The organism is Rhizobium sp. G21, assembly GCF_014158035.1.
In the GTDB taxonomy this organism is placed as follows: Bacteria; Pseudomonadota; Alphaproteobacteria; order Rhizobiales; family Rhizobiaceae; genus Rhizobium_E.
Map to the genome: position 1 here is coordinate 1457235 of NZ_JACFXW010000001.1, position 24900 is coordinate 1482134.

Below are 24900 nucleotides of genomic sequence, written 5' to 3' on the forward strand. Positions count from 1 at the left end.
CTGTCGTTCAGCCGGATACCGGCGCAACCGCCATATAGGGATTGGCGAAGGCCAAGGTAATAGCCAGCGCGACAAGAGCGGGCAAGCCTTGAATGATCAGGATGCGGCGGGAGACCGACCAGGCGCCGTATAGGGCCGCGACGGTGACGCAGCCGAGGAAGAAGGCTTTCAACTGAAAAGCCATGACCGGATCGGGGTGAACGAGCGACCAAAAGAGGCCGGCGGCAAGAAAGCCGTTATAGAGCCCCTGATTGGCCGCCAGAACTTTGGTCAGCTCGGCTTTTTCCGGCGTATTGCGGAAGGCCTTGAGGCCCGGCGGCTTGGTCCAGAGGAACATTTCGAGGATCAGGATCCAGACATGCAGCAGCGCTGCGAGCAAGACGAGGATGGTGGAGAGGTGGTGCATGCGGGGCCTTTCGTAAATGGATTCGGGTGGAACAGTGGTAAGCTGGGTCGCTTCGCTGTCCAGGTCGTGCGCCGCCCCTCATTTTGTCCCGCCCCGCCGCTTGCGCCAGCTCAGCGCCCCGATGACCAACAATACCGCAGCCAGTCCGTACCAGGTCAGCGCATAGCTCAGATGGTTGTTGGGAAGGTCCACCTGGGTGACGCCGCCTTTGGGCCAGCCGCCGGGATTGGGGCTCGCGTCGGCGTCGATGAAATAAGGTTCGAGCTCATCAGCCGCGACGCCGGCGGAGGCCGCCATGGCGTGGATGTCCTTCCAGAAATAGATGCGCTTGGCGGGCTCGTTTTCCGGCGTCACCCAGGAGGGCTTTGCCGCGAGCGGAGCGCGGTAGAGGCCGGTGATGGTCACCTCGCCCGCGACCTGCCCCTCGGCGCGCCTGGCCGGATCTATCAGCGCTTCGGACACGAAGCCGCGATTGATGAACACGACATGGCCATCGGGCCGGATCAGCGGCGTATAGACGTGATAGCCGACATCGCCGTCGAGGGTCGCGAAGAAATATTGCTCATGGGCGTGATCGAAACGCCCCGTCGCGGTCACGCGGCGATATTCGCCTTGGACATCCGGGTTCGGCAGAGCCCGGATCGTCTCGACCGGGACAGGCGCGGCGTTGCGGTTTTTCTCGATCTCGGCGAGCAGCGCCTGTTTCCATTGCAATCGCTCGACCTGCCAGGTGCCGAGTGCCAGCAGGGCTGCGAGTACGATGAGGAAGGCGGCGATCCAGCCGATCCGCGGGGAACGGCGCTCAGCCATGATCGATCTCGCCGGGGCGCGCCTTGTTCTTGTATTGCAGCGCAATCAGCAGGCTCTTCATCACCCGGAGCAGCCATAGGCTGAGGCCGATGGCCAGCGGAATCCACAAGAGGAGATGCAGCCAGATCGGCGGATTGTAGTTGACCTCCATCCATAGCGCGAGGCCGACCACGAGGAAGCCGATGATCAAGATCACGAAGACGGCGGGACCGTCGCCGGAATCGGCGAAGGAGTAATCCAGCCCGCAGGCCGTGCAGGCGGATCGCACCTTGATCAGCCCGTCATAGAGCTTTCCCTGCCCGCAGCGCGGACAGGCGCAGGAAATCCCCGCCTTGACGGGATCGATGGGCGCGAACAGGGCTTTGTCTTCGGTCATGTTGTGGTCTCCCCTCGCCTTGTCCTTTGATAGCCGCGCGCCATCAGGAAGGCGGCAAATCGCATCATCGGCTGATGATGTCGGCCCAGTCCGGATGCCGCTCCACTTGCGCCTTGAAGAAGGGGCAGAGCGGTATGATCTTCCAGCCGCCGGCGCGCGCCGCCTCGACCGCGAATTCGGCCAGTTTCGCGCCGACGCCCTGGCCGCGATAGATGTCGGGCACGCCGGTGTGATCGATGATGATCAGGCGCGGCGAAGCGCGGGAGAAGCTCATCTCTGCTTCGGCGCCGGCCTCGCCGGTCACGTAGCGGCCGCCCTTCGGTCCGTCTTCGGTTCTGATATCCATGTCGAAATCCTCCAATGAAAAAGGCGCCCGGCATGTCCGGACGCCTCGATGGTCAGATGCAAGCGGCGCTCGCCCCTGATGTCTCAGCCATGCACCGGAGCGCCCCAGCCGCCCCAGATGTAGATCGAGAAGAACAGGAACAGCCAGACGACATCGACGAAGTGCCAGTACCAGGCGGCGGCCTCGAAGCCGAAATGCTGCTGCGGCGTAAAGTGGCCCGCAGCGGCTCGGAACAGGCAGACCAGCAGGAAGATGGTGCCGACGAAGACGTGGAAGCCGTGGAAGCCGGTGGCCATGAAGAAGGTCGCGCCGTAGATCGACTCCGAAAAGGCGAACGGCGCATGCATATATTCATAGACCTGAACGAAAGAGAACAGCACGCCGAGCAGCACGGTGAGCACCAGGCCCTGGATCACGCCCTTGCGGTCATTGTGCAGCAGCGCGTGATGCGCCCAGGTGACCGTCGTGCCCGAGAGCAGCAGAATCACGGTGTTGTAGAGCGGCAGGTGCCAGGGATCGAGCACTTCCATGCCCTTGGGCGGCCACTGACCGCCGGTGAAGCCGACGCGGCTGGCCTGGATGGCTTCGGCGGGGAAGAGGCTGGCGTCGAAATAGGCCCAGAACCAGGCGACGAAGAACATCACTTCCGAAGCGATGAACATGATCATCCCATAGCGCAGGTGGATGGCGACCACGCGCGTGTGATGTCCCTGATGCGCTTCCTTGATCGTATCGGCCCACCAGGCGAACATCGAATAGAGCGTCAGGATCAAACCCACCACGAAAGGCCAGTAGGCCGCCTTGGCGAAATCGACGCCGAACAGGTTGAACGGCGCATCATGCACCCAACGGAACAGGCAGACCGCGCCGAACATCATGACGAATGCGGCAAACGAGCTCAAGATCGGCCAGGGGCTAGGATCTATGATGTGATAGTCGTGATTCTTCTGATGCGCGGTGGCCATGTCTCTTCCCCTCTTCCAGTCCCTCTGACGACTGCCTGCAACGGCAGTGGTCGATTACAATTTCGCGGGCGCCGTGTCCTTTACGGGCGTCATCTCGGCGACAGGCTTCGGCTTGTCGCTGGGATAGAAGGTGTAGGACAGCGTCAGCACCTTCAGATCCTTGGTCTCCTGCGTCGTGACGATCTCCGGATCGACGAAGAACACCACGGGCATATCCCGCGTTTCGCCCGGCTTCAGCGTGATGTCCGTGAAGCAGAAGCATTCGAGCTTGTTGAAATAAGCGCCGGCCACCATGGGCGTGACGTTGAACACGGCCTTGCCGGTCTCCGTTTCGCTGTTGGTGTTGGTGACGCGGTAGTTGATCTGCACCGTTTCGCCGATCTTCGGCGTCACGGCCTTGTCGACGGGCACGAAATTCCAACCCAGCGTCTGGGCGGAATTGGCGTCGAATTCGACCCGGATCGTCTGATCGAGAATGCGATCGGAGGCTTGTTCGACCCGTTGCGTCGTGCCGTTATAGCCGGTCACCCGGCAGAACATGTCGTAAAGCGGCACGGCGGCGTAGGCCATGCCGACCATGGCGGTCACGAAGGCGCCGCAGGCGATCACCACGGTGCGATTGCGTCTCGCCGCGTCTTTCGCCTCGGACTGAACCACGCTCTCCTCCCGCATGGTTCAGCCTCCCGCGCCGGGCGTCATTTTGATGATGGTGATGGCGTAGAAAATAACCACCAACGCCGCCAGCGACACGCCGAGCGCGATGTTGCGGTTACGGCGCGACCGCCTCTGCAGTTCCGTCAGCTCGATTCTGTCCATTCTCATACCTCCCCGTAAAGACCTGAGATCAGCGACACCGCGAAATGATCGAGCATCAGGCACGAAAAGATCGCGAAGAGATAGAGGATTGAATAAGCAAACAGCTTCTTGGCCGGCCGCATGGCGTCGTCGCCATCCGGCATGCGGCGACAGAGGACGCCATACCAGACGAAGCCCGCGCCGAGCAGGCCGCTGCCACGCCGTAAACGGGCGTGGCGAGACCGGTGAGCGCCGGCGCGACGCCGACAGCGGCGGTGAGCACGGCGTAAATCAGGATCTGGTCCTTGGTGACTTTCTCGCCGGCGACATTCGGCAGCATCGGCACGCCGACCGCGCCGTAGTCGCGCATCTTGAACAAAGCAAGCGCCCAGAAATGCGCCGGGGTCCAGAGGAAGATGATCATGAACAGGATAACGCTGTCGAAAGATACGTCGCCGGTTACGCAGGCCCAGCCGATCATCGGCGGGAAAGCGCCGGCGGCGCCGCCGATGACGATGTTCTGCGGCGTCCAGCGCTTGAGCCACATCGTGTAGATGACGGCGTAAAAGAAGATGGTGAAGGCGAGCAGGCCGGCGGCGAGCGTATTGACCGCCAGGCCGAGCACGGCGACGGAAAAGCCCGACAGCGTCACGCCGAAGGCGAAGGCTTCGCGCGGCAGGATGCGGCCGGCGGGAATGGGGCGGGTGGCGGTGCGGCTCATCACCGCGTCGATATCCGCGTCGTACCACATGTTGAGCGCGCCAGACGCGCCGGCGCCGACGGCGATGCAGAGAATGGCAATCAGCCCGATGATGGGGTTGATGTGTCCGGGCGCCGCAACCATGCCCGCGACCGCGGTGAAGATGACGAGCGACATCACACGCGGCTTCAGAAGCGCGAAGTAATCCCGGAACGTCGCCTCGGAGATGACGAGCGGTTCGCTACCAACCAGATTGTCGCCGTCGACAAGCGCCATTGTAATTCTCTATTCCTGACTTCGGGAGGCGGCCGCGCCTTAGAGGCGCGGCCCGCCTTTGGCGTTACTTGATGCGGGGAAGCTGTTCCCACTGGTGGTAGGGCGGCGGAGAAGACAGCTGCCATTCCAGCGTTTCCGCGCCTTCACCCCAGGGATTGTTCCCCGCCAGGCGCTTCTTCGCAAAGGCTTCGAAGATGCCGTAGAAGAAGATCACCAGGCTGACGGCCGAGACATAGGAGCCGATCGACGAGATGCGGTTCCAGTCGGCATAGGCGTCCGGATAGTCGATGTAGCGACGCGGCATGCCGGCGAGGCCGAGGAAGTGCTGCGGGAAGAACACCAGGTTGACGCCGATGAACATGACCCAGAAATGCAGCTTGCCGATGAAGTCGCTATACATATAGCCGAACATCTTCGGGAACCAGTAATACCAGGCCGCGAAGATGGCGAAGACCGCGCCGAGCGACAGCACGTAGTGGAAGTGGGCCACGACGTAATAGGTGTCGTGGATCACGCGGTCGAGGCCGGCATTGGCCAACTGCACGCCGGTGACGCCGCCGACGGTGAACAGGAAGATGAAGCCGATCGCCCAGACCATCGGGGTCTTGAATTCGATCGAGCCGCCCCACATCGTAGCGATCCAGGAGAAGATCTTCACGCCGGTGGGCACCGCGATCACCATGGTGGCGAACACGAAATAGCGCTGCGCATTCAGCGACAGGCCGACCGTGTACATGTGGTGCGCCCAGACGATGAAGCCGACCGCGCCGATGGCCGCCATTGCGTAGGCCATGCCGAGGTAGCCGAAGACCGGCTTCTTGGAGAAGGTCGAGACGATATGGCTGACGATGCCGAAGCCCGGCAGGATCAGGATGTAGACTTCCGGGTGACCGAAGAACCAGAACAGGTGCTGGAACAGGATCGGATCGCCGCCGCCTTCAGGCGCGAAGAAGGTCGTGCCGAAATTGCGGTCGGTGAGCAGCATGGTGATGCCGCCGGCGAGAACCGGGAGCGACAGCAACAGCAGGAAGGCGGTGATCAGCACGGACCATGCGAACAGCGGCATCTTGTGGATGGTCATGCCGGGGGCGCGCATGTTGAGGATCGTGGTGATGAAGTTGATCGCGCCGAGGATCGAGGACGCGCCGGCGACGTGCAGCGCGAAAATGGCGAGATCGACCGCCGGACCCGGCGTGCCGCTGGTGGAGAACGGCGGGTAAAGTGTCCAGCCGCCGCCGACGCCATGGCCGCCGGGCGAGCCTTCGGCGAACAGCGACAGGAGAAGCAGCAGGAAGGCCGGCGGCACCAGCCAGAACGAGATGTTGTTCATGCGCGGGAAGGCCATGTCCGGCGCGCCGATCATGATCGGCACCATCCAGTTGGCGAAGCCGCCGATCAGCGCCGGCATGACCATGAAGAAGATCATGATCAGCGCATGCGCGGTGGTGAAGGCGTTGTACATCTGCTTGCCGGCGTCGAGCGCCGCGCCGTCGTCCACGCCATAGACCATCTGGGCCAGACCGTGGAAGATCTGGATGCCGGGCTCCTGAAGCTCGATGCGCATGGCGAGCGACAGCAGGAAGCCGATCACGCCCGCAAAGATCGCGAAGATCAGATAGAGCGTGCCGATGTCCTTGTGATTGGTGGAGAAGAACCAGCGCGACACGAAGCCGGGCGTGTGGTGATGTTCTTCATGGGCGGCGTCATGATGAGCCGCATGTGCGTCGTGTGAGCTATGTCCAGCCATTGCGATAACTTTCCTCTGCGCGCTCAGTTTGCGGCGTTCTGCGCGACGTCGACGGACTTGTCGGCCTCGACGGCGGCCATCAGCGCCTTGTTGGCGCCGGGAAGGTCGGTCGCGGCGGCGGCGAGCCAGGCCTTGTATTTGTCTTCGGAAACGACGCGGATGGCGATCGGCATGAAGGCGTGGTCCTTGCCGCAAAGCTCGGAGCACTGGCCGTAGAAGATGCCTTCCTTCTCCGCCTTGAACCAGGTTTCGTTCATGCGGCCCGGAACGGCGTCGACCTTGACGCCGAAGGACTGCATGGCGAAGGAATGGATCACGTCGGTGGGATCAGCCGTCACGATGACGCGAACGGTTTTGTTGAGCGGCACGACCATTTCATTGTCGACGGCGAGCAGACGCGGATAGGCGTTCTTGTCGCTCTTGCCGAGCGCGTCGCGATCGGCGTCTTCGAGCATCAGCGAATCGAACGACACCGGGGTTTCGCCGGCATATTCGTAGGACCACTTCCACTGGGTGGCGATGGCCTTGACGGTGAGATCCGGATTTTCCGGCTGCGTCAGCTGGTTCGTCAGAAGCTGGAACGAGGGGATGGCGAAGAACAGAAGAATGATGACGGGCGCCACCGTCCAGACCACTTCGATCAGCGTGTTGTGGCTGGTCCGCGACGGGACCGGATTCTTGCTGGCGCGGAAACGCACCATCACCACGAGCAACAGGCCGAGCACGAGAAGCGTGATCGGAATAATGAACCACAATGTATAGTGGTTGAACCAGCGCACCTGTTCCATGATCGGCGTAGCCGCCGCCTGCAGATCCATCTGCCAATCGACCGGCTTGTCTGCAAAGGCTGAGGACGCTGTCCCAAGACAGAAAAGCGTCGCCAACGCCCCAAGAGCTTTGTTGTTCACGGATACCTCTCCCCAAGCGTTTGATCGAGATCAAACAATACCGCAGAATCCCTGCTATGTTTGAATTTAAAACCATATATCGCGACTTGTCGCAACCTCGGGCTCGCGCGGATCATGCGTCATTTTTGCGCAACATCAAATCCGCCGTGAAAAACCGAATTCCGCAGGGAAAAATTCGTTTTTTTAACCACAGCAAGGGCTTGCCGCGCTTTCGCCGGGTCGACCGAGAGGATCGAGGCTCACCGTTTACGGGGCCGGTTCTTTCCTCTAGAGACATCGGAAGGTGAACGTTTGGCTTGATTCGACACCGAGGTTTTCATGGATTTCCGCGTTATTTCGCGTCTTGCCGCCGCGACGGTTTTTGTTTCCGGCCTTGCCGCCGGATCGGCGGCGTTCGCCCAGACCGCCACCCCGCCGAGTGCGGCCCAGCCGCAGCAGAGCGGCCAGCAGCCCGGCGTGGTCAAGGCCAATCACGGCGCCTGGTCGACCGTGTGCGACAAGCCGGCCGGCGCCAATGAAGAACAATGCGCGCTGATGCAGAACGTCATCGCCGACGACCGGCCGGAAGTCGGCCTGTCGGTGGTGATCCTGAAGACCGCCGACCGCAAGGCGAAGATTCTGCGCGTGCTCGCGCCGCTCGGCGTGCTGCTCCCCAACGGCCTCGGCCTCAATATCGACGGCAAGGATATCGGCCGCGCCTATTTCGTCCGCTGCTTCACCGACGGCTGTTATGCCGAAGTGGTGCTGGAGGATAATCTCCTGAAGGCCTTCCGCGCCGGCAAGACCGCCACATTCATCGTCTTCCAGTCTCCCGAAGAAGGCATCGGCATCCCGGTCGACCTCGCCGGCTTCGGCGAAGGGTATGACGCGCTGCCGTGAGGCCTTGACGCGATATAGCCGACGCCTCCCTTCAATGGCATAATCCCTGCTGGAGGCTTTGATGAACGACATGACCGTGACATCGCCTGGAGACCTCAAGGAGCGGCTGAAGCTGCGGGCGGACGCCCATGGTTTTTCGAGGCCAGAGAATTATGTCGTCGATCTTCTCGCGCGCGATCTCAAGTTCACCGATGCCGAGAGCCGATTGCGCGCACTGGACGCCGCCATCGCAGAAGGGCGCGCCGATGTGGCCGCCGGTCGGACCATGGACATGGACGACGTGTTTGACGCTCTAGAAGCAAAGCTTGCCGGCATGGGCGCACGGCGAAGGTTGTGCTGACGCTCAAAGCTGCGTCCGACCTTCGAGCGATCAACGACTATATTTCCCTGACGGATCCAAACGCCGCGCTTTCCGTCATTCGCCGCCTCAGAGCGTCGATGCGCTCGCTGGGCGATGCCCGAGAGGTTTTCAGTCCTTCCTGTCTATGAGGAGACTGGCCTGCTCAGGCGCGTCGAAGGCAACGACCTCATCGTCTATGAGATCTTCCTGGGCCGCGTATACATCGTTCACGTCGTCCATGGCGCAAGCGATCTCGAGACATTGCTGCGTGTAAAGGGCCCTGAGCGGCCCAGTGGCGCATGAACAGGCGTTGAAACCGCCCCTGCCCTTGCCCCGGACCCCGCGCATGCCTAGTTTACACTCCTGATTCAAATCGTAGAAAAGCTCCCTATGACCCACAGCCTCCTTTCCAAGTTCGATCTGTCCGAAGCCGGCGCGCAGGCGCTCGTGTCCGAGACGCTGGCCCAAGCCGACGATGGCGAACTCTTTCTCGAATATGGCGAGGCCGAGAGCCTGAGTTTCGACAATGGCCGGCTCAAGGGCGGAAGCTTCAACACCGACCAGGGGTTTGGCCTGCGCGCGGTGGCGGGCGAAGCTGTCGGCTATGCGCATTCCGGCGAGATGACCGAAAGCGCGTTGAAGCGGGCGGCCGACGCCGTCTCAGCCGTCACCCGCGGCTATTCCGGAACGATGGCGGCGGCGCCTATGCGCTCCAATTCCCGTCGTTACGGCGAGGAAAACCCGATCGGCGCGCCGTCCTTCGAGGAGAAAGTCGCGCTGCTCGGCGAGATCGACGCCTATCTGCGCGCCAAGGATCCCAAAGTGCGCCAGGTGACGGCCTCGGTGTCCGCCGGCTGGAAGATCGTCGAGATCCTGCGCGGCGACGGCGAGAGTTTCCGCGATGTCAGGCCGATGACGCGGCTCAATATCTCCGTCGTCACCGGCGACGGCGACCGGCAGGAAACAGGCTCCTATGGCATTGGCGGCCGGCGCGGCTTCGGCGATTTCGTCTCGACCGAAAACTGGCGCTTCGGCGCCGATGAGGCGCTGCGGCAGGCGCTGGTCAATCTGGAGGCGCGCGATGCGCCGGCGGGATCGATGGACGTCGTGCTCGGAAACGGCTGGCCGGGCGTGATGCTGCATGAGGCCGTGGGCCATGGCCTCGAAGGCGACTTCAACCGCAAGAAGACGTCCGCCTTCGCCGGCCTGATGGGCGAAATGGTCGCCGCTCCCGGCGTCACCGTCGTCGATGACGGTACGATCGATCAGGCGCGCGGCTCGATCAACATCGATGACGAAGGCACGCCCGCCGCCTATAACGTGCTCATCGACAACGGAAAACTGGTCGGCTACATGCAGGACCGCCAGAACGCCCGGCTGATGGGCATGAAGGCGACGGGTAACGGACGCCGCGAATCCTATGCGCATACGCCGATGCCGCGCATGACCAACACCTATATGCTCTCGGGCGACAAGACCAAGGACGAGATCATCGCCTCGGTGAAGCGCGGCCTCTACGCCGTCTCCTTCGGCGGCGGCCAGGTGGACATCACCTCCGGCAAATTCGTGTTCGGCTGCACCGAAGCCTATATGATCGAGGACGGCAAGATCGCCTATCCGGTCAAGGGCGCGATGCTGATCGGCAACGGCCCCGAGGCGATGAAGCGCATCACCATGATCGGCAATGATTCCAGCCTCGACACCGGCATCGGCAATTGCGGCAAGGGCGGCCAGTGGGTCCCCGTCGGCGTCGGCCAGCCGCATCTTAGGATGAACGACGTGACGGTGGGCGGGACCAAGGCGTGATTGCGGAGTGAGGTAGTGCTGACTGAGTTAGCGGCAGCAAAGCAAGGATCAGCCGAGTGTGTGGCTACCCCCTCTGTCCTGCCGGACATCTCCCCTCAAGGGGGAGATTGGCTGGGCTGACGCGCCGACTGCCCTCTCACCCTTAAGCATGCCGCAGATTCCCCGGTGCTTGGGACTGGACTGTCGCCGCGATTCGATCTCCCCCCTTGAGGGGAGATGTCCGGCAGGACAGAGGGGGTGCAACGGACTCTGCGCCTACCCCGCCAACAGCCACCGCGCCAGAAGCTGGGCGGCGTCGCGCGCGGCGATGCGGGGCGACGAGACGAGGTAGAACGCATCGCGCGGAATGAGCGCGTGAGGGGCGGCCTCGATCAGGCGGCCGTCGCGGACCAATTGGCCGGTGATGGATTCCCAGCCGAGCATGACCCCTGCCCGTCCAACGCCGCTTGCGTCGCCTGAACGTAATTGGTGAACTGGCGGCGGCCGATGGCGGCGTTTTCGGGCAGACCCGCGCGCTTCAAGAAGGTCGACCAGCCGATCCAGCTCGTATCCTCGACATTGACATGGATGAGGGGCGCCCGCTCCAACTGCAGAGGCTCTGAGCGGCGGGCGAGAAAATCGGGGCTGCAGACCGGCACGACCCGTTCGTCGAACAGTTTCGCCACCTCGCCATCGGTCCAGAGACCCGCGCCGTAGCGGATGGCGAGGTCGAGCGTCGGCGTCAGACGCGGCGCGCCCTGAGCCGTGGTCATGACATTGACGGTGACATGCGGATGATCGGCTGAAAAACGCGCGAGCCGCGGCATCAGCCAATAGGTGGCCACCCCGACCGAGCAGGCGATGGTAACCGAATCGGCGGCGGCCTGCAGGCCGCGAATTTGCTCGACGGCGTCGGTGATGCGGCCGAGGCCGTCGACGACGGCGGCCTCCAGAATTTCGCCGGCGGCGGTGCGGGCGGCCGGCCGCGTGCGGCGGTCGAGAAGTCGGGCGCCGACATGCTCCTCCAATTGCCGCAGCGCTTGGCTGATCGCCGGCTGGGTGACGTTGAGTTCCTGGGCGGCGGCCCGCACGCCGCCGGTGCGCAGCACCGCCTCGAACACGCTGAGAAGACGCAAAGGGGGAAGATATTTCGCCAAGATTATAACCTAAAGCTTATCTTATGATTAGAGCTTCCACGCTTCCAGAAAACGCGCTTGCTTGCTAAAAATCAAGCCGTAAGCCGCTCCCAAGGCTTTAAAAAACACCCTACGCAAGTTAATTCCAGAGGATAGGATAATACCAGATGGACGCTCATCTCAGCCATAGCGTGAGCCTGACCGCGACCGGCGTCAACGTGCCGATGCTCGACGGCACGGTGGCTTACTTCAACAATTACTGGCTGCGCGACAACTGCCCGACCTCCTTCGACAGCCAGACTCGCGAACGCACCTTCGACATTTTCCACGAAGCCGACGCGCCGAAGCCCGCCAAGGCGACGATCCAGGACGAAGCGTTGGTGATCGAATGGGCCGGCTCCGGCCATGTGACGCGGCATGCGCTTTCTTTCCTGGCGCTCTACGCCAAGGGCGAGAAGCGCCGCGACCCGGCCGACCTGCCGCGCCGCGCCTGGTATTCCGACCATTACCCGACCATCGCCCGCTTCTCGCAGCCGGCCTTGAAGGCCGACAAAGGCCTCGTCGCCCAATGGATCGAGGCGATGCTGGTGGAAGGCGTCGCGATCGTCACCGACATGCCCGACAGCAATGAAGGCCTCGACGATCTCGTCAAGCTGATGGGTCATGTGCGGCCGACCTTCTTCGGCGAATATTTCGACGTGCGCACCCATATCAAGCCGACCAACCTCGCCTATACCGCCAAGGCGCTGGAAATGCATACCGATACGCCGGCCGAAGACGAGGCGCCGGGCGTGCAGTTCCTGCATTGCCGCGCCAATTCCGTCTCGGGCGGCCAGAACCTGTTTCTCGACGGCGTGGCTGTGGCCAACGACCTGAAGAAGGAGTTCCCCGAGGACTTCGCGTTGCTCGCGGGCACCGACATTCCCTATTATTGCGAGCACGACCACTACGACATGCGCTCGCGCCAGCGGGTGATCGAACTCGACCAGCACGGCGAAGTCTCGGGCGTCACCATCAGCCAGCATATGGCCGACATCTTCGACCTGCCGCAGGAGTTCCTGGACACCTATTACCCGGCCTTCTGCCGCTTCGGCCGCATGCTGCAGTCGGACAAATATCTGATGCGCTTCCGGCTGGAAGCCACCGAATGCATCGTGTTCGACAATCACCGCATCGTGCATGGCCGCTCGGCCTATTCGGCCACCGAAGGCGACCGTTATCTGCGCGGCTGCTACGCCGATCGAGGCGAAATGCGCTCGACCTATCGCGCGCTGGTGTCGGAAGGCCGCTTCAAGGCCTGATCATCCCCTCGTTTCGCCGAAGGCCGCCGCCTCGAAATTCCAGGCGGCGGCGCGGTTGCGAATGCGCCGGAACGCCGGCGACAGATCCGCGAACGCCCGGTCCCATTCGGGATCGGGCGTTTGACTGTCCGCCAGCCGGAAGAAGATCGGCGTCAGCGCGGCGAGCGCGAAGGGATCGAAAAAGGCGCTCTTGATCGCCCAGGCAAACAGGGCGGCGCCGAGCAGCGACCAGGCCGACACGCTGTCGGGAAAGGACGAAAACAGTCCGCCCATCGGCGGCGTCAGGATCAGGAGCACGAGCAGCGAGGCTGCCCAGACCACCGCGCTCGCCGCCAGCCCATTGACGATGAGGCGTCGAGAATTCTGACCGTAGAGAACCAGCCCCTGTCGCGCCGCCTGCCAGGGGTTGGCGGCGCGCAGATGAATGATATAGGCATGGACAAGATCGACCATCGGGGCCATGGCGAGCGCCATCAGCCAGGTCAGCATGGCGGCGAGCCCATCCATGCCCCGCATGGTGACGAACAGCCGCGCGCCGCCGATCAGGCCGGGAATGGCGCCGGCGGCCTCGCGGATCTGCGGATCCAATTCCGACAACAGCACGGGGCCGGTAAAACGGTCCGAGACGAGCGCCTGCGCCTCGGCGACCTGCTCCTCGCCTTCCGACAGCGGGGGATCGCGCAGGCTCTCGCCGAAAGCGGCGACATGCGGAATCCCGACGGCGAGCCGCACGCGCCAACGAATGCGGCTGAGACCGAAAGCTGCCCCCACAGCCCCATCAAGCCGCCCCAAGCGCCCAATAAGCCGCTCTGCCCCGCCACGGCTTCCAGCAGCCATGCGCCTACGACCAGGCCGAACAGACTGGCGACGGACACGGCCAGACCAGCGGCCAGGCGCAACAGGAGAAAGGGCCAGGCGCGCTTGTAGATCAGCCAGGCGCGCTCGATGGAAAGTTCCAGCATCGGCGCCCCTCCCCCGATCCCGCTTATAGACCGATACGTCGCATGATTGCGCGCAGTCGCGCCGCGAGGCCGGTTCTTCCCCAGCGAAAAGGCTGGCGCCCGAGCTTTCGTTTCGACATGTCGACCAGAGCGACGATCTCCGGATGATTTTCGAACCGGGCGATGTCGTAACTCACCGCCTCGACATGCTCGCCGGCGAAGAGCGGACGTCGCGATGTCGGCGGCGCGATCCGACCGTCGAGCGCCGTCCGCGCCCGTTCATCCAAAGCCGAGAACCACGGCGCGGACCGCTCGAAGCGCAAGAAGCTGCGACTGTCGGCGCCGAGGCGCGCCACCGTTTCAGCGATCTTCGCCATATCCGTCGCATCATGCGAGCGCAGGAATCGTCGCCAATAGAGGATGTCGCGGGGTCCTGAATCGGCTCCGCCCGCCTTGGAGAGGATGCGCAGATAGTCATAGATCTCCGGGGCAAGCCGTTCGTTGCGCGTCGCCGGCGCCGCCGGTCGGAGACCCTCGATATCGAGAATTTCGGCGCAGAACGCCGTGAAGATGTCGATCTTTTCTTTCCGGATTTGCTCGAAATCGAGCACGGTCAGCTTAAGGCGCGGCTCGGCCAGGAGGGGACCGAGCTCCACCAGGCAGTTGAGCGCCATGGACGTTTCGGGAGACGCGACTTGCCGCTCGGCATAGGCCGACAACGACCGCGTGGCGCCGCCCTTGACCGCTTCCGCCCAGAGGGACGGCATCAACGACAACGGGTCGCGCAAAACATAGGCGATGCGGACATCGTCCTGTCCGAACAGCGCCCCGAGCGCCAGAAAATCCGCCGGGCTCCAGCGAAAGAAACTTTCGGTCGAGACGAGAATATTCGCGTCGTGCGCGGCGGCGCGGCGGCCCGCCTTGCGGATCGCCTCCACCATCGGTCCTCGGCCGGAGCGGATATCCTCGACGCTGGAGCCGATTTCGTGATGGGCGTTGCGAACCTTCAGCGACAGGACGGGATAGAGCCAACCCTTCCGCCAGAGCAGCTTGCGGCTGCGGTAGAAATTGGCCTGCAGATAGGTCGAAGCCGTCTTTCTCGGACCGACATGGATGACCAGCATGGCTCAGCCTCGCAGGCGCTTGACGAGGCGGCGCCAGCCTATCAATCCGCCCCGGGCGGCGTTGGCGAGCACGACCCGCGGCCCTGACGGTCGAAACACATGGCTCATGCGATCCAGAAGCGCGGCGACGCCGGGATCGGCCAGCAATTTATCCTCCCGGTAGAAATCGCAGACCTGCACTCCGTCGAGAAACAACCGATCGCCGGCGGGCTGGGGGATCAGCCGGTGGCGATGCTCGGCCAGCAATCGTTTTTCAACCCGCCTGAATACGAGATGCCGGCGCGGCACCTTGGTGCTCATACGCGCGTTGGGAACGGCGCTCACCGTGGCGATGATGTCGCGCCGCACGTCTTCATTCAAGAAGTGCTGGAACATCCGGCCGATATTGACGCTGGAAAAAGGCCCGCCAGTCGCCGGCGCGGATCAGCATCAGCCGCATGAATTCGGCGAGTTCCAACGGCAGTCGATCATTGCTCGTCGCGCCCTCCTCGACATGCGGCAGGGCCGGAAGCCCGAGGATCTCCGTTACGAAGACATCGAAGATATCGAGGTCGCGGCGGCGGATTTCATCATAGGCGAGCAGGGTCAGACGGGAGTCCGGGATTTTGACGAGCCTCGCGACCTCGACCAACGGATTGAGAAGACGCGATTTCATCGGCGCCTTGAAATGCTGCTTCCGAAAGGCGGGAAAGGACAGTTTCTGGCCTGTCTTGATCTGTTGCGCCCAGAAGGAATAGAGAAGCGACGCCGGATCGCGCAGGCAGTAGACGATCCGCATCTCCTGTCCCACGACGTCGCGAAGCCGGATGATCTGCTCCGGTTTCCAATTGCGAAATCCTTCCGACGACAGAAGCAGGTTCAAGCCCTGCGCTTTGGCCTTCTCGGCGATGCGGCGGATCTCCGCGACCTTGGCGGAGCCGTCGTCGAGGATGTCGGCGGCGTTGTCGGAGAGGTCGTGATGGGCGACGCGAACGCGTTCGCCCGTCTGCGGATAGAGCCAGCCCGCGGCTTCGAGCGCGCGGGCGTTGGCGTGGAAATTGTGCTGCAGCCAGGTCGTCGCGGTCTTGTGCGGACCGACATGCAGCACGAACATCAGGTGAGCTCCGTGCGCGCGATCTTGATGCCGAAGCCTTCCAGGCCGACATAGTGACGCTCGCGCGAGGCCATCAACTGGATCGAACTGATGCCGAGATCCTTGAGGATCTGCGCGCCGAGGCCGATTTCCAGCCATTCGCTGTCGCGCGCCTGGGCCTGTTCATGGCCTTCGCGGCCATGGCCCAGCTTGCGATTGTGCTCGGCGGCGCCGACGCCCACGGAACCTTCGCGCAGATAGACGATCACGCCGCGGCGAGCGCTGGCGATCTTTTCCATGAACTTGCGCACGGGCCGGGCGGCGCTGAATACGTCGCCGGCGACATTTTCGGTGTGCAGGCGGACCAGCACGTCCTCGCCGTCGCGGATATCGCCGAAGACGACGGCGAGATGCTGCATCGGATCCCAGGGAAGCGTGAATGTATGCGCCTTGGCGGGACCGAATTCGGTGTCGACGTCAAAGCTCGCGACGCGCTCGACCAATGTTTCCTTGCGCTGGCGATAGGCGATGAGATCGGCGACCGAGACCTGCTTGAGGCCGTGCTGCTCGGCGAAGGAGGCGACCTGCGGGCCGCGCATCACCGTGCCGTCGTCATTGACGAGTTCGCAGATCACGCCGATCGGCGGCAGGCTGGCGAGCTTGCAGAGGTCGACGGCCGCTTCCGTGTGGCCCGAGCGCATGAGAACGCCGCCCTCGCGCGCCACCAGCGGAAAGATGTGGCCCGGACGGACGAAATCGAAGGCCGAGGCGTTGGGATTGGCGAGATTGCGCACGGTCAGCGTACGGTCCTCGGCCGAGATGCCGGTGGTCGTGCCATGCTTGAAATCGACGGTCACGGTGAAAGCCGTCGTGTGGGCGCTGTCGTTCTCCGCCACCATCGCGTTGAGGTTCAGGCGCTTTGCTTCTTCGCGCGGCATCGGCGTGCAGACGATGCCCGACGTATGACGCACGATGAAGGCCATCTTTTCCGGCGTGCAATGGACGGCGGCGACGATCAGGTCGCCTTCGTTCTCGCGATCGTCGTCATCGGTCACGACGACGATCTCACCTTTTTCAAACGCCCGGATGGCGTCGACGACGCGCTTCTGGTCATAGGCCATTGGATACTCCCTATTTCAAACGGCCCGTCTGGCCCCTGTCCCGCAGATAATGATCGGCAATCGCGCAAGCCAGCATCGCCTCGCCGACAGGCACCGCCCTGATTCCGACGCAAGGGTCATGACGGCCCTTGGTGCGGACATTGACCTCGCGGCCCTCGGCGTCGATCGAAGCGCGCTCGGTGAGGATCGACGAGGTCGGCTTGACCGCAAAACGCGCCACGATCGGTTCGCCGGTGGAAATGCCGCCCAGCACGCCGCCGGCATTGTTGGACAGGAAGACCGGCTTGCCGTCGGCGCCGATGCGCATTTCGTCGGCGTTTTCCTCGCCGGTGATTTCGGCCGCGCCGAAGCCGTTGCCGATTTCCACGCCCTTGACGGCGTTGATCGACATCAGCAGCGAAGCGATGTCCTGGTCGAGCTTGGCGTATATCGGCGCGCCGATGCCGGCCGGCACGTTTTCGGCGACCACTTCGATGACGGCCCCGATCGAGGAGCCCTTCTTGCGGATATCGGACAGATAGTCTTCCCAGACCGGGACCATGGCCGGATCGGGACAGAAGAAGGGATTGCGGTCGACCTCGGCCCAATCCCAATTGGCGCGATCGATCTTGTGGACGCCGATCTGCACCAACGCGCCGCGCACGATCACGCCCGGGACGACCTTGCGGGCCAGACCGCCGGCGGCGACGCGGGCGGCGGTTTCACGGGCAGAAGAGCGGCCGCCGCCGCGATAATCGCGAATGCCGTATTTGACGTCATAGGCGTAATCGGCGTGGCCCGGACGATATTGGCGGGCGATCTCGCCGTAATCCTTGGAGCGCTGGTCGGTATTCTCGATCATCAGCGAAATCGGCGTGCCCGTCGTCACATAGGTTTCGCCGTCGGCCTCGGGCATGACGCCGGAGAGCACCTTGACCAGATCCTCTTCGCGACGCTGCGTGACGAAACTCGACTGACCGGGTTTGCGCTTGTCCATCCAATGCTGGATCTCGGCGAGCGTGAAGCGAATGCCGGGAGGGCAGCCGTCGACGACGCAACCGAGCGCCGGACCGTGGCTTTCTCCCCAGGTGGTGACGCGAAACAGGTGGCCGAAAGTGTTGTGCGACATGAACTGATTTCTTCCGAACGAGGCGGCTTTGTCCGCCACAGCGGCGCCGTCGGCACACATAGAGCGTCATTTCAGAAATTTGAAGCTTTTTCGACGGCCAAAAACGGCAAATCGGCAGATGCGCCCAGAAGCGCCTGCTTGCATCCGCCCCTCCGCATGCTAACGCTTTCCCCGAGAAATATTCAGATCAAGGAAAATTTTCGCCACATTTCCGGGAGACATAAAATGTATCTGTTGATGAAGACCATATTCGTGGGGACGAACATGCGCATTCTGATCGCCATGTTGATGGGAGCGGCCTTCTTTTTGTTTCCGCAGGCGAGTTCCGCCGAAAGCGCCGATGTCGAAGCCGTGATCGACAGCGTCGATGAAAACGACCTCACGCTGAAGCTCGGCGATGGAAAGACCTATATCGCGCCCGAAGAATTCAACTTCGACGGTCTCAAGAAGGGCGTGAAGGTCGTGGTCTTCTATACCGAAACCGACGGCAAGCGCGTCATCAACGATCTGCAGATCGTCGAGTGAGAGTTTCAATCTTCAATTAACGGCCGTGCGATAAAACCAAGAGCAATCGCTCATTTTTAAATGGAATTTTCATGACGGACGGAATCGTACAAAGGTTCAGGCCCGTCGCCCGACAGGCCGCCATCACTGCGGGGCTCGAGCTCGCGGCCATTATGTCGCGCTTCGGCGTCGGCAAGGATGCGGCGGGCGACGGCCTGATTTTCACGCTGCATCATGTGCGGCCGGCCACCGCCGCCGCGTTCCAGCCCAACCGCATCCTCGATGTGACCCCGGATTTCTCGATGCGGTTCTCGTGGCGCTTCGCGAGCTGGACTATGACTTCATTTCGCTCGAGGAGGCAGCCGACCGGTTAAGGGCGTCGCCCACAGGAAAGCGCTTCGCCTGCTTCACGCTCGACGACGGCTTCCGCGACAACGCCGTTCACGCCAAGCCGGTCTTTGCGGCGCATGGCGCGCCTTATACGATCTTCATCGCCAAAGGCCTGAGCGAAGGCAGCCATAGCGCGTGGTGGGAAACGCTGGCGGCGCTGCTGCAATCCGTCGACCGCATCGAGTTCGATTTCGGCCGCGGCAACGAAAGCTTGCCGACCGCCACCACGGCGCAGAAGATGGTCGCCTTCGAGAGGCTGTCCCAATTCGTCAACCGCATCGACGAGGCTCAGGCGGTGGCGGCGATCGATGCGCTGGCGGCGCGCCATGGCGTCGATCCGCTTGTCGTCTGCCGGGATCTCGTCATGACGCCGGCGGAATTGCGGGTCCTCGCCGAAGACCCGCTCGCTCATTATGGTGCGCATACCATCAGCCACCGCGGGCTGGCGCGGCTGGACGACGCGGAGGCCGAAGCGGAAGTGGCGGACTCGGCCGCCTATGTCGCCGAAATCACCGGCCGCGCCTGCCGCACCTTCGCCTATCCCTATGGCGACGCCCGGTCCGTGTCGACACGCGAGCGTGAACGACTGAAGCGGCGCGGGCTGATCGGCGTCACTACCCGTCCAGGCACGCTGCGGGGGGCGGGGTGGCCGACATGCAGGCGCTGCCGCGCGTGTCGCTGAACGGGCTTTACCAAAAGGCGCGCTATGTGCGCGCCCTGGCGTCGGGTCTGCCGTTCAAGCTGATGGGCTGAACGTTACGGATATTTCCGCACCTTCTCCCAGCCGGCCTCCGCCCGCTTGAACTCCACCCGGTCATGCAAGCGGAAGGGGCGGTCGTGCCAGAATTCGATCGACACCGGCTTCAGCCGGAAGCCCGACCAGTAATCGGGGCGCGGGATGGAGCCGATGCCGAACTTGGCGGTGTATTCGGCGACCGCCTTTTCAAGCGCGAAGCGGCCTTCGAGCGGGCGCGACTGCTTGGACGCCCAGGCGCCGATTCGCGAACCCCGCGGACGGCTGTCGAAATAGGCGTCCGCCTCGGCTGCGGAGACCGGTTCGATCGGGCCGCGAATGCGGATCTGCCGGCGCAGCGACTTCCAGTGAAACACCATGGCCGCCTTCTTCTGGCCCAGAAGCTCCCTACCCTTGGCGCTCTCATAATTGGTGTAGAACACGAAGCCATCGGCGTCGAAGCCCTTCAGGAGAACCATGCGCACATTCGGCAGACCATCCTCGTCGACGGTGGCCAGCGCCAAGGCGTTGGGATCGTTGATTTCGGCGGCTTCGGCATCCTTCAACCATGCGCCAAAGAGAGAAAAGGGCTCATTTTCTTCGGTGAAGTCACCGCTTCTTAACTCATTGTCGCTCATAGTCCGCCAAATGCCTTATCATAAGTTTGAGTAATCGGGCCGTAGCTGTTGCGACACATATCAAAGCGAACCGGCGCCCAAAAGGGTCATTTTGTCGCCGTCCTCCGGGCGGCAGCGGTGATTCTGGCGCCTGTCTGCCTGTCGGGCTGCTTCGGCGGCGGCATGATGCCGGGCCTCGACAGCGCCGATCGTTCTCTCACCACCAGTTCCGTGACGTCCGCCTCTCCAGCGCCGACGGAAAAGGAATCGGACGAAATCACCGTCCGCAACGCCGTGAGTTCGGTCGACATGTCCAAAATGGGAACGGCGTCCATACCCTGGGCGAATGCGAGCACCGGCAGCGCCGGCGTCATCAGTTCGATCACGGAAGAAGCGGAAGGCGATTACGCCTGCCGGACATTCATGACGACGCGCCATTCCTATCGCGGCATCTCCAATTTCTCCGGCAAGGCCTGCCTGGTCGGCGAGGGAGAATGGCGCCTGGTGAGTTTCAAAGAAGCCGGCTGACCGCCCGTCGAAAGGAGCGGCGAAGGCGGCGGCGTTAGTCAGGGTGGAAAGTCATGCGTGATCCCTATTCGGTTCTCGGCGTCAGCCGCAACGCCGACCAAAACGAAATCAAGGCCGCCTGGCGCGCCGCCGCCAAGGCGTTGCATCCCGACCAGAATCCGGACGATCCCACCGCCGCGAGCCGCTTCAGCGAAGTCGGACGCGCCTATGACATCCTGCGCGACCCGGACAAGCGCCGCCGCTTCGACCAGGCCCGCGCCCGCTCCTCCGGCCAGAGCACGGCGGCCAAGGAAAAGACCTTCATGGAACAGCGCGCCGAGCGCGCCGGATGGAGGCCGAAGCCCGCGCCGCCCGCGCCCGCGCGGCGGCGGCCGCTGCGGCGCTGGACGCCGAACTGGCGGAAAAGGGCGCCGACAAGCATGAAAGCGCCGAAGATGTGCTCGCCAAGATGTTCGGCGGCAAAAAGGCGCCCGAACAGGCCACTGGCGGCGCCGACAGAAAGGCCGAGCCGCGCGCCGAGCCGAAGACGGAGCCCGACGGCGGCGAACCGAAAGTGTCGCCGGCGCTCGATCTCATCTCCTACGTGTTCAAGCGGTTGATCCGGCCGGCGGCGGCGCCCGAGCGCGCGCCGGACCTGGTGCTGGACGCCGCCGTCAGCGTCGAGGACCTGCTCAAGCGCCTCAACCCGACTGTGACGCTGCCCGACGGCAAGATGATCAGCATCCCCCTGCCCGAGGACGCCCGTGACGGCAGCGTGGTCCGGGTGGAAGGCTATGGTCATCGCCTGCCGGGCATGAAACGCGGCGACGTGGTCGCCACGCTGCGCATCAAGCCGCATAAATGGTTCCGCTGGGACGGCGACGATCTGTTGACCTATGTCGACATCGACATCGAAAACGCCGTTCTCGGCTGCGAGGCGACGGTGACGACGCCGGACGGCGAAACGAAAGTGACGATCCCGCCCTGGTCAGGCTCGCAATACAAGGCGCGCATCGCCGGCAAGGGCCTGCCCAAAAACAAGACGGAGCGCGGCGACCTGATCGCCGAAGTGCGGGTGCTGCTGTGGGACCATCCGGACCAGAAAGTCATCGATCTCATGCGTTCGATGAAGAACGGCCTCTATCTGTGACGTTTTTGTGAAAGAATTCAGCGTTCGCAACGCCAAGCTCGCCCGTGGCGGCATGTCTAGGGCGGGAAATAGCCAATTCTTACATTTGCAAACAATTGATGAACCGGGCGGCGCTTGAACCGCCTGCCTCCCTGTGCCATAGGCCTTCGACATTCGTCTTATGTGGAGAGGTCTTCATGGTACAATCTGCCGGACTGATGATGGGGCAAGCGCGGCGTCATCATGGGCGTCGCCAACAACCGTTCGATCGCCTGGGGCATCGCCAAGGCCATCCATGCGCAGGGCGGCGAAATCGCGCTCACCTATCAGGGCGAGGCGCTGAAGAAGCGCGTCGAGCCGCTCGCCGCCGAAATCGGCGCGATCGTGGCCGGGGACTGCGACGTCTCCGACGAAGCCAGCATCGACGCCGCCTTCGCCGAAATCGAGAAGATCTGGGGCAAGATCGACTTCCTGGTGCACGCGATCGGCTTTTCCGACAAGGACGAACTGACAGGCCGCTATGTCGACACGTCGCCCGACAATTTCGACAAGACCATGCGCATCTCGGTCTACTCCTTCACCTCCGTCGCCCGTCGCGCCGAAAAGCTGATGACCGACGGCGGCGCCATGGTGACGCTGACCTATTACGGCGCCGAGAAGGTGATGCCGAACTACAACGTCATGGGCGTCGCCAAGGCCGCGCTCGAAGCGTCGGTGAAATATCTCGCCGTCGATCTCGGGCCGAAGAACATCCGCGTCAACGCGATCTCGGCCGGCCCGATCAAGACGCTCGCCGCCTCGGGCATCGGCGATTTCCGCTATATCCTCAAGTGGAACGAGTATAACGCGCCTCTGCGCCGCACCGTGACCATCGAGGAAGTCGGCGATGTCGGCCTTTACCTGCTGTCGGACCTGTCGCGCTCGGTGACCGGTGAAACCCACCACGCCGATTCCGGCTATCACGTCGTCGGCATGAAGGCGGTGGACGCGCCCGACATCAGCGTCGTCAAGGACTGATCCTTTTTCGGGAGCGCCTGTGAGCCTCTACATCATCCGCCACGGCCAGACGGCCTGGAACGCCGAGTGGAGGCTTCAGGGCCAGAAGGATATTCCGCTCAACGATCTCGGCCGCCGGCAGGCGGCCGAAAACGGTTTGGCGCTCGCCCGCCTGGAGGCCGATCTGACCGGCTTCCACTTCGTCTCCAGCCCGCTCGGCCGGGCGCGCGAAACGATGGAAATCCTCCGCCGCTCCGCCGGCGTCGACCCAACAGCCTACGAGATCGAAGACCGCCTCAAGGAAATCTGTTTCGGCGACTGGGAAGGCCGTACATCGGCTGAGATTTCCGTCGACACGCCCGACAGGGTGAAGGCGCGCAAGCGACAAAAATGGGATTTCATCCCGCCCGGCGACAATGCCGAAAGCTATGAAATCCTCTCCTGGCGCGTCGGCTCCTGGTACCGCGCCATTGAACGCCCCACCGTCGCCGTCTGCCATGGCGGCGTGATCCGCTGTCTGTTCAAGCTGTCCGGCACGCTGGACAAGGACGCCGCCGCCAAGATGGAGGTCCCGCAGGACAAGATCCTGCGCCGGGCGGATGACGGCACGCTGGAATGGGTGTGATCGGCAGGATCACCTAATCTCGCCCCAACAGATCCCTTGCCGTCGCGCGCGCCATCTCCGCCAGCACTTCATAGTGTGGTTTGCGGGCGCTGGAGGCGCGCCAGTAGAGGCCGACGTCGCGCCAGATCGGCCAGTCGCGAATGCGGGCGAGCGCGACATTCTGCTCCTTGGCGAATTCAGAGCGAACATAGAGTTCGGGAAACAGCGACATGCCCATGTCGATCGCCACCATCTGGCGGATGGCGTCGAGGCTCGTGCCTTCGTAATTCTCCGCGAAAACGGCGCCCGACGCCTCCGCCAGGCTGCGGACGTTTTCGAACAGCCTGTGGCCGCGGCCCAGCGTCAGAAGGGTTTCGCCGGAGAGTTCGGCGAGCGCAACCTCGTCTTGGCCGGCCAGCCTGTGGCCGCTCGGCAGGCCGAGCATGATTTCTTCCCGGCAGATCGGCGCATAGGCGAAACTCGTCTCGTCGGCGGGACGAGGACCCAGCGCGCAATCGATTTCTCCTGCGCGGATGCGGTCTTCGAGCGCCGTCGGCCGGTCTTCGCGCAGATGCACTTTCAGCGCTGGAAAACGGGCGTGCAGCGGCGGCAGAAAGTAGGGCATCAGATAGGGACCGACCGTCGGCGCGATGCCGAGGCGGATGAGACCGCCGAGATTCTTGCGTCCCGACGAAGCGAGCGAGACGATCTCGTCGAGACCGAGCAGCAGGGTTCGCGCTGCGGCGATGACGTCCTCCCCGATCGGCGTGGGGACGATCTGCGAGGCGGAGCGGTCGATGAGGGTGACGCCCAACTGCTTCTCCAGCAGCGCCACCTGCACCGAAAGGGTCGGCTGCGAGACATGGCAGCGCCGGGCAGCCTCGCCGAAATGCCTGACATCGCCCAGAGCGACGAGATATTCGAGCTGCCGATGGGTGGGGCGATAGGGCATTCGATAGCTCCTCTCTATCGAATTCATATAGTCAATCAATTGGCGCAATCAAGCAATGCGACCCATATTCATAGTCGTAACCAAGGAGACCGATATGAACCCGCTGATGAAAGCGTTGCGCGTGCGTCACGAAATCCTTCAGAGCAAGATCGAGGGCGAGATGAAAGCCAAACAGCCCGATACGCTCAGGATCACGGCGCTCAAACGCATGAAATTGAAGCTGCGCGATCAGATCGCCGCGCTGGAGCGCGCGGGCGCGGCCTTCCAACAGGATCGTCTGAACCGCCGCCACGTAAGGACGATCCCGATCAAGGCGTAAGCCCTCGGCCCGG

General features: G+C 63.1%; 32 protein-coding genes and 2 pseudogenes. 14 read left to right on the top strand and 20 right to left on the bottom strand.

Annotated features, from left to right (window positions below):
• Positions 1-7 precede the first annotated feature (7 nt).
• The 10 genes and pseudogenes from H2O14_RS07485 to coxB form a co-directional block, all read right to left on the bottom strand.
• Positions 8-406 carry a DUF1304 domain-containing protein gene (locus tag H2O14_RS07485; protein ID WP_182827147.1) on the bottom strand — a complete coding sequence of 133 codons (399 nt, stop codon included), beginning with the start codon at positions 404-406 and terminating at the stop codon, positions 8-10.
• Between the two features lie 78 nt (positions 407-484).
• Positions 485-1216 carry an SURF1 family protein gene (locus tag H2O14_RS07490; RefSeq protein WP_182827148.1) on the bottom strand — a complete coding sequence of 244 codons (732 nt, stop codon included), beginning with the start codon at positions 1214-1216 and terminating at the stop codon, positions 485-487.
• The gene (locus H2O14_RS07495; RefSeq protein WP_182827149.1) at positions 1209-1592 is read right to left on the bottom strand and encodes a DUF983 domain-containing protein; all 384 of its coding nucleotides are present in this window, start codon (positions 1590-1592) and stop codon (positions 1209-1211) included. Before H2O14_RS07495 ends, H2O14_RS07490 begins: the two co-directional genes overlap by 8 nt.
• Before the next feature lie 64 nt (positions 1593-1656).
• Positions 1657-1938: a GNAT family N-acetyltransferase gene (locus tag H2O14_RS07500; protein WP_182827150.1), complete on the bottom strand. Its 282-nt coding sequence runs from the start codon at positions 1936-1938 to the stop codon at positions 1657-1659.
• An 83-nt stretch (positions 1939-2021) separates the two neighbouring features.
• Positions 2022-2903 (bottom strand): cytochrome c oxidase subunit 3, encoded by an 882-nt coding sequence (locus H2O14_RS07505; RefSeq protein WP_182827151.1) that lies wholly within the window; start codon positions 2901-2903, stop codon positions 2022-2024.
• A gap of 54 nt (positions 2904-2957) precedes the next feature.
• Positions 2958-3575 carry a cytochrome c oxidase assembly protein gene (locus tag H2O14_RS07510; RefSeq protein WP_182827152.1) on the bottom strand — a complete coding sequence of 206 codons (618 nt, stop codon included), beginning with the start codon at positions 3573-3575 and terminating at the stop codon, positions 2958-2960.
• A 3-nt stretch (positions 3576-3578) separates the two neighbouring features.
• The gene (locus tag H2O14_RS07515; RefSeq protein ID WP_170976514.1) at positions 3579-3719 is read right to left on the bottom strand and encodes a hypothetical protein; all 141 of its coding nucleotides are present in this window, start codon (positions 3717-3719) and stop codon (positions 3579-3581) included.
• Between the two features lie 2 nt (positions 3720-3721).
• Positions 3722-4674 (bottom strand): annotated as a pseudogene (locus H2O14_RS07520) (heme o synthase).
• Between the two features lie 64 nt (positions 4675-4738).
• Entirely contained in the window at positions 4739-6421 is a 1683-nt protein-coding gene (ctaD, locus tag H2O14_RS07525; RefSeq protein ID WP_182827153.1) for a cytochrome c oxidase subunit I, read from the bottom strand.
• Between the two features lie 23 nt (positions 6422-6444).
• Complete coding sequence (gene coxB, locus H2O14_RS07530; RefSeq protein ID WP_182827154.1) at positions 6445-7329, bottom strand: cytochrome c oxidase subunit II; 885 nt, start codon at positions 7327-7329, stop codon at positions 6445-6447.
• A 318-nt stretch (positions 7330-7647) separates the two neighbouring features.
• Between coxB and H2O14_RS07535 the strand changes: the two genes are divergently transcribed.
• The 4 genes from H2O14_RS07535 to tldD all read left to right on the top strand — a co-directional run bounded on the left by H2O14_RS07535 (position 7648) and on the right by tldD (position 10354).
• Complete coding sequence (locus H2O14_RS07535) at positions 7648-8208, top strand: invasion associated locus B family protein (RefSeq protein WP_182827155.1); 561 nt, start codon at positions 7648-7650, stop codon at positions 8206-8208.
• A 61-nt stretch (positions 8209-8269) separates the two neighbouring features.
• A complete protein-coding gene (locus H2O14_RS07540) occupies positions 8270-8548 on the top strand; it encodes a hypothetical protein (RefSeq protein WP_182827156.1) in 279 nt (92 codons plus the stop codon).
• Entirely contained in the window at positions 8542-8697 is a 156-nt protein-coding gene (locus H2O14_RS29340; RefSeq protein WP_182827157.1) for a type II toxin-antitoxin system RelE/ParE family toxin, read from the top strand. Before H2O14_RS07540 ends, H2O14_RS29340 begins: the two co-directional genes overlap by 7 nt.
• Positions 8698-8938: 241 nt before the next feature.
• Positions 8939-10354, top strand: a complete 1416-nt coding sequence (gene tldD / locus H2O14_RS07550; RefSeq protein WP_182827158.1) for a metalloprotease TldD — start codon at positions 8939-8941, stop codon at positions 10352-10354.
• Between the two features lie 255 nt (positions 10355-10609).
• On the opposite strand, the gene H2O14_RS07555 is transcribed toward tldD, so the two are convergent.
• Positions 10610-10777: a hypothetical protein gene (locus H2O14_RS07555; protein WP_182827159.1), complete on the bottom strand. Its 168-nt coding sequence runs from the start codon at positions 10775-10777 to the stop codon at positions 10610-10612.
• On the bottom strand, positions 10726-11490 hold the full coding sequence (locus H2O14_RS07560; protein WP_182827160.1) for a LysR substrate-binding domain-containing protein: 765 nt from the start codon (positions 11488-11490) through the stop codon (positions 10726-10728). Before H2O14_RS07560 ends, H2O14_RS07555 begins: the two co-directional genes overlap by 52 nt.
• 146 nt (positions 11491-11636) lie before the next feature.
• Between H2O14_RS07560 and H2O14_RS07565 the strand changes: the two genes are divergently transcribed.
• A complete protein-coding gene (locus H2O14_RS07565; protein ID WP_182827161.1) occupies positions 11637-12770 on the top strand; it encodes a TauD/TfdA family dioxygenase in 1134 nt (377 codons plus the stop codon).
• Here H2O14_RS07565 and H2O14_RS07570 read toward each other — a convergent pair whose 3' ends face one another.
• The 6 genes from H2O14_RS07570 to aroC all read right to left on the bottom strand — a co-directional run bounded on the left by H2O14_RS07570 (position 12771) and on the right by aroC (position 18136).
• Complete coding sequence (locus H2O14_RS07570) at positions 12771-13541, bottom strand: hypothetical protein (protein WP_182827162.1); 771 nt, start codon at positions 13539-13541, stop codon at positions 12771-12773.
• 214 nt (positions 13542-13755) lie between these two features.
• A complete protein-coding gene (locus tag H2O14_RS07575) occupies positions 13756-14835 on the bottom strand; it encodes a hypothetical protein (RefSeq protein ID WP_182827163.1) in 1080 nt (359 codons plus the stop codon).
• 3 nt (positions 14836-14838) lie between these two features.
• Entirely contained in the window at positions 14839-15183 is a 345-nt protein-coding gene (locus tag H2O14_RS07580; RefSeq protein ID WP_182827164.1) for a hypothetical protein, read from the bottom strand.
• Positions 15184-15187: 4 nt separating this feature from the next.
• A complete protein-coding gene (locus H2O14_RS07585) occupies positions 15188-15928 on the bottom strand; it encodes a hypothetical protein (protein WP_182827165.1) in 741 nt (246 codons plus the stop codon).
• Entirely contained in the window at positions 15928-17028 is a 1101-nt protein-coding gene (gene ribB / locus H2O14_RS07590) for a 3,4-dihydroxy-2-butanone-4-phosphate synthase (protein ID WP_182827166.1), read from the bottom strand. Before ribB ends, H2O14_RS07585 begins: the two co-directional genes overlap by 1 nt.
• Before the next feature lie 10 nt (positions 17029-17038).
• Positions 17039-18136, bottom strand: coding sequence for a chorismate synthase (gene aroC / locus H2O14_RS07595; protein ID WP_182827167.1), 1098 nt, complete (start codon positions 18134-18136; stop codon positions 17039-17041).
• Positions 18137-18400: 264 nt separating this feature from the next.
• Between aroC and H2O14_RS07600 the strand changes: the two genes are divergently transcribed.
• The 3 genes from H2O14_RS07600 to H2O14_RS07605 all read left to right on the top strand — a co-directional run bounded on the left by H2O14_RS07600 (position 18401) and on the right by H2O14_RS07605 (position 19712).
• Complete coding sequence (locus H2O14_RS07600; RefSeq protein WP_182829300.1) at positions 18401-18661, top strand: DUF1344 domain-containing protein; 261 nt, start codon at positions 18401-18403, stop codon at positions 18659-18661.
• Positions 18662-18732: 71 nt separating this feature from the next.
• The gene (locus H2O14_RS29345) at positions 18733-19014 is read left to right on the top strand and encodes a hypothetical protein (protein ID WP_409526906.1); all 282 of its coding nucleotides are present in this window, start codon (positions 18733-18735) and stop codon (positions 19012-19014) included.
• A complete protein-coding gene (locus tag H2O14_RS07605) occupies positions 18954-19712 on the top strand; it encodes a polysaccharide deacetylase family protein (protein WP_409526907.1) in 759 nt (252 codons plus the stop codon). The genes H2O14_RS29345 and H2O14_RS07605 overlap by 61 nt, the downstream gene beginning before the upstream one ends.
• A 74-nt stretch (positions 19713-19786) precedes the next feature.
• Here H2O14_RS07605 and pdxH read toward each other — a convergent pair whose 3' ends face one another.
• Positions 19787-20401, bottom strand: a complete 615-nt coding sequence (gene pdxH, locus H2O14_RS07610; RefSeq protein WP_182827168.1) for a pyridoxamine 5'-phosphate oxidase — start codon at positions 20399-20401, stop codon at positions 19787-19789.
• 117 nt (positions 20402-20518) lie between these two features.
• On the opposite strand from pdxH, the gene H2O14_RS07615 reads away from it, so the two are divergent.
• From H2O14_RS07615 to H2O14_RS07635, 5 genes and pseudogenes are all read left to right on the top strand, one after another.
• Complete coding sequence (locus H2O14_RS07615; RefSeq protein WP_312858566.1) at positions 20519-20908, top strand: RT0821/Lpp0805 family surface protein; 390 nt, start codon at positions 20519-20521, stop codon at positions 20906-20908.
• A gap of 53 nt (positions 20909-20961) precedes the next feature.
• A pseudogene (locus H2O14_RS27240) lies at positions 20962-21144 on the top strand (DnaJ domain-containing protein); the annotation flags it as partial.
• A 92-nt stretch (positions 21145-21236) separates the two neighbouring features.
• On the top strand, positions 21237-22037 hold the full coding sequence (locus H2O14_RS27245) for a J domain-containing protein (protein ID WP_246697320.1): 801 nt from the start codon (positions 21237-21239) through the stop codon (positions 22035-22037).
• Positions 22038-22259: 222 nt separating this feature from the next.
• Positions 22260-23033 carry an enoyl-ACP reductase FabI gene (fabI, locus tag H2O14_RS07630; protein ID WP_409526908.1) on the top strand — a complete coding sequence of 258 codons (774 nt, stop codon included), beginning with the start codon at positions 22260-22262 and terminating at the stop codon, positions 23031-23033.
• Between the two features lie 19 nt (positions 23034-23052).
• Positions 23053-23637: a histidine phosphatase family protein gene (locus H2O14_RS07635; RefSeq protein ID WP_182827170.1), complete on the top strand. Its 585-nt coding sequence runs from the start codon at positions 23053-23055 to the stop codon at positions 23635-23637.
• A gap of 13 nt (positions 23638-23650) precedes the next feature.
• Here the strand turns inward: H2O14_RS07635 and H2O14_RS07640 are convergent, their stop codons facing one another.
• Entirely contained in the window at positions 23651-24568 is a 918-nt protein-coding gene (locus H2O14_RS07640; RefSeq protein WP_182827171.1) for a hydrogen peroxide-inducible genes activator, read from the bottom strand.
• A gap of 94 nt (positions 24569-24662) precedes the next feature.
• Between H2O14_RS07640 and H2O14_RS07645 the strand changes: the two genes are divergently transcribed.
• Entirely contained in the window at positions 24663-24887 is a 225-nt protein-coding gene (locus H2O14_RS07645) for a YdcH family protein (RefSeq protein WP_182827172.1), read from the top strand.
• Positions 24888-24900 lie beyond the last annotated feature (13 nt).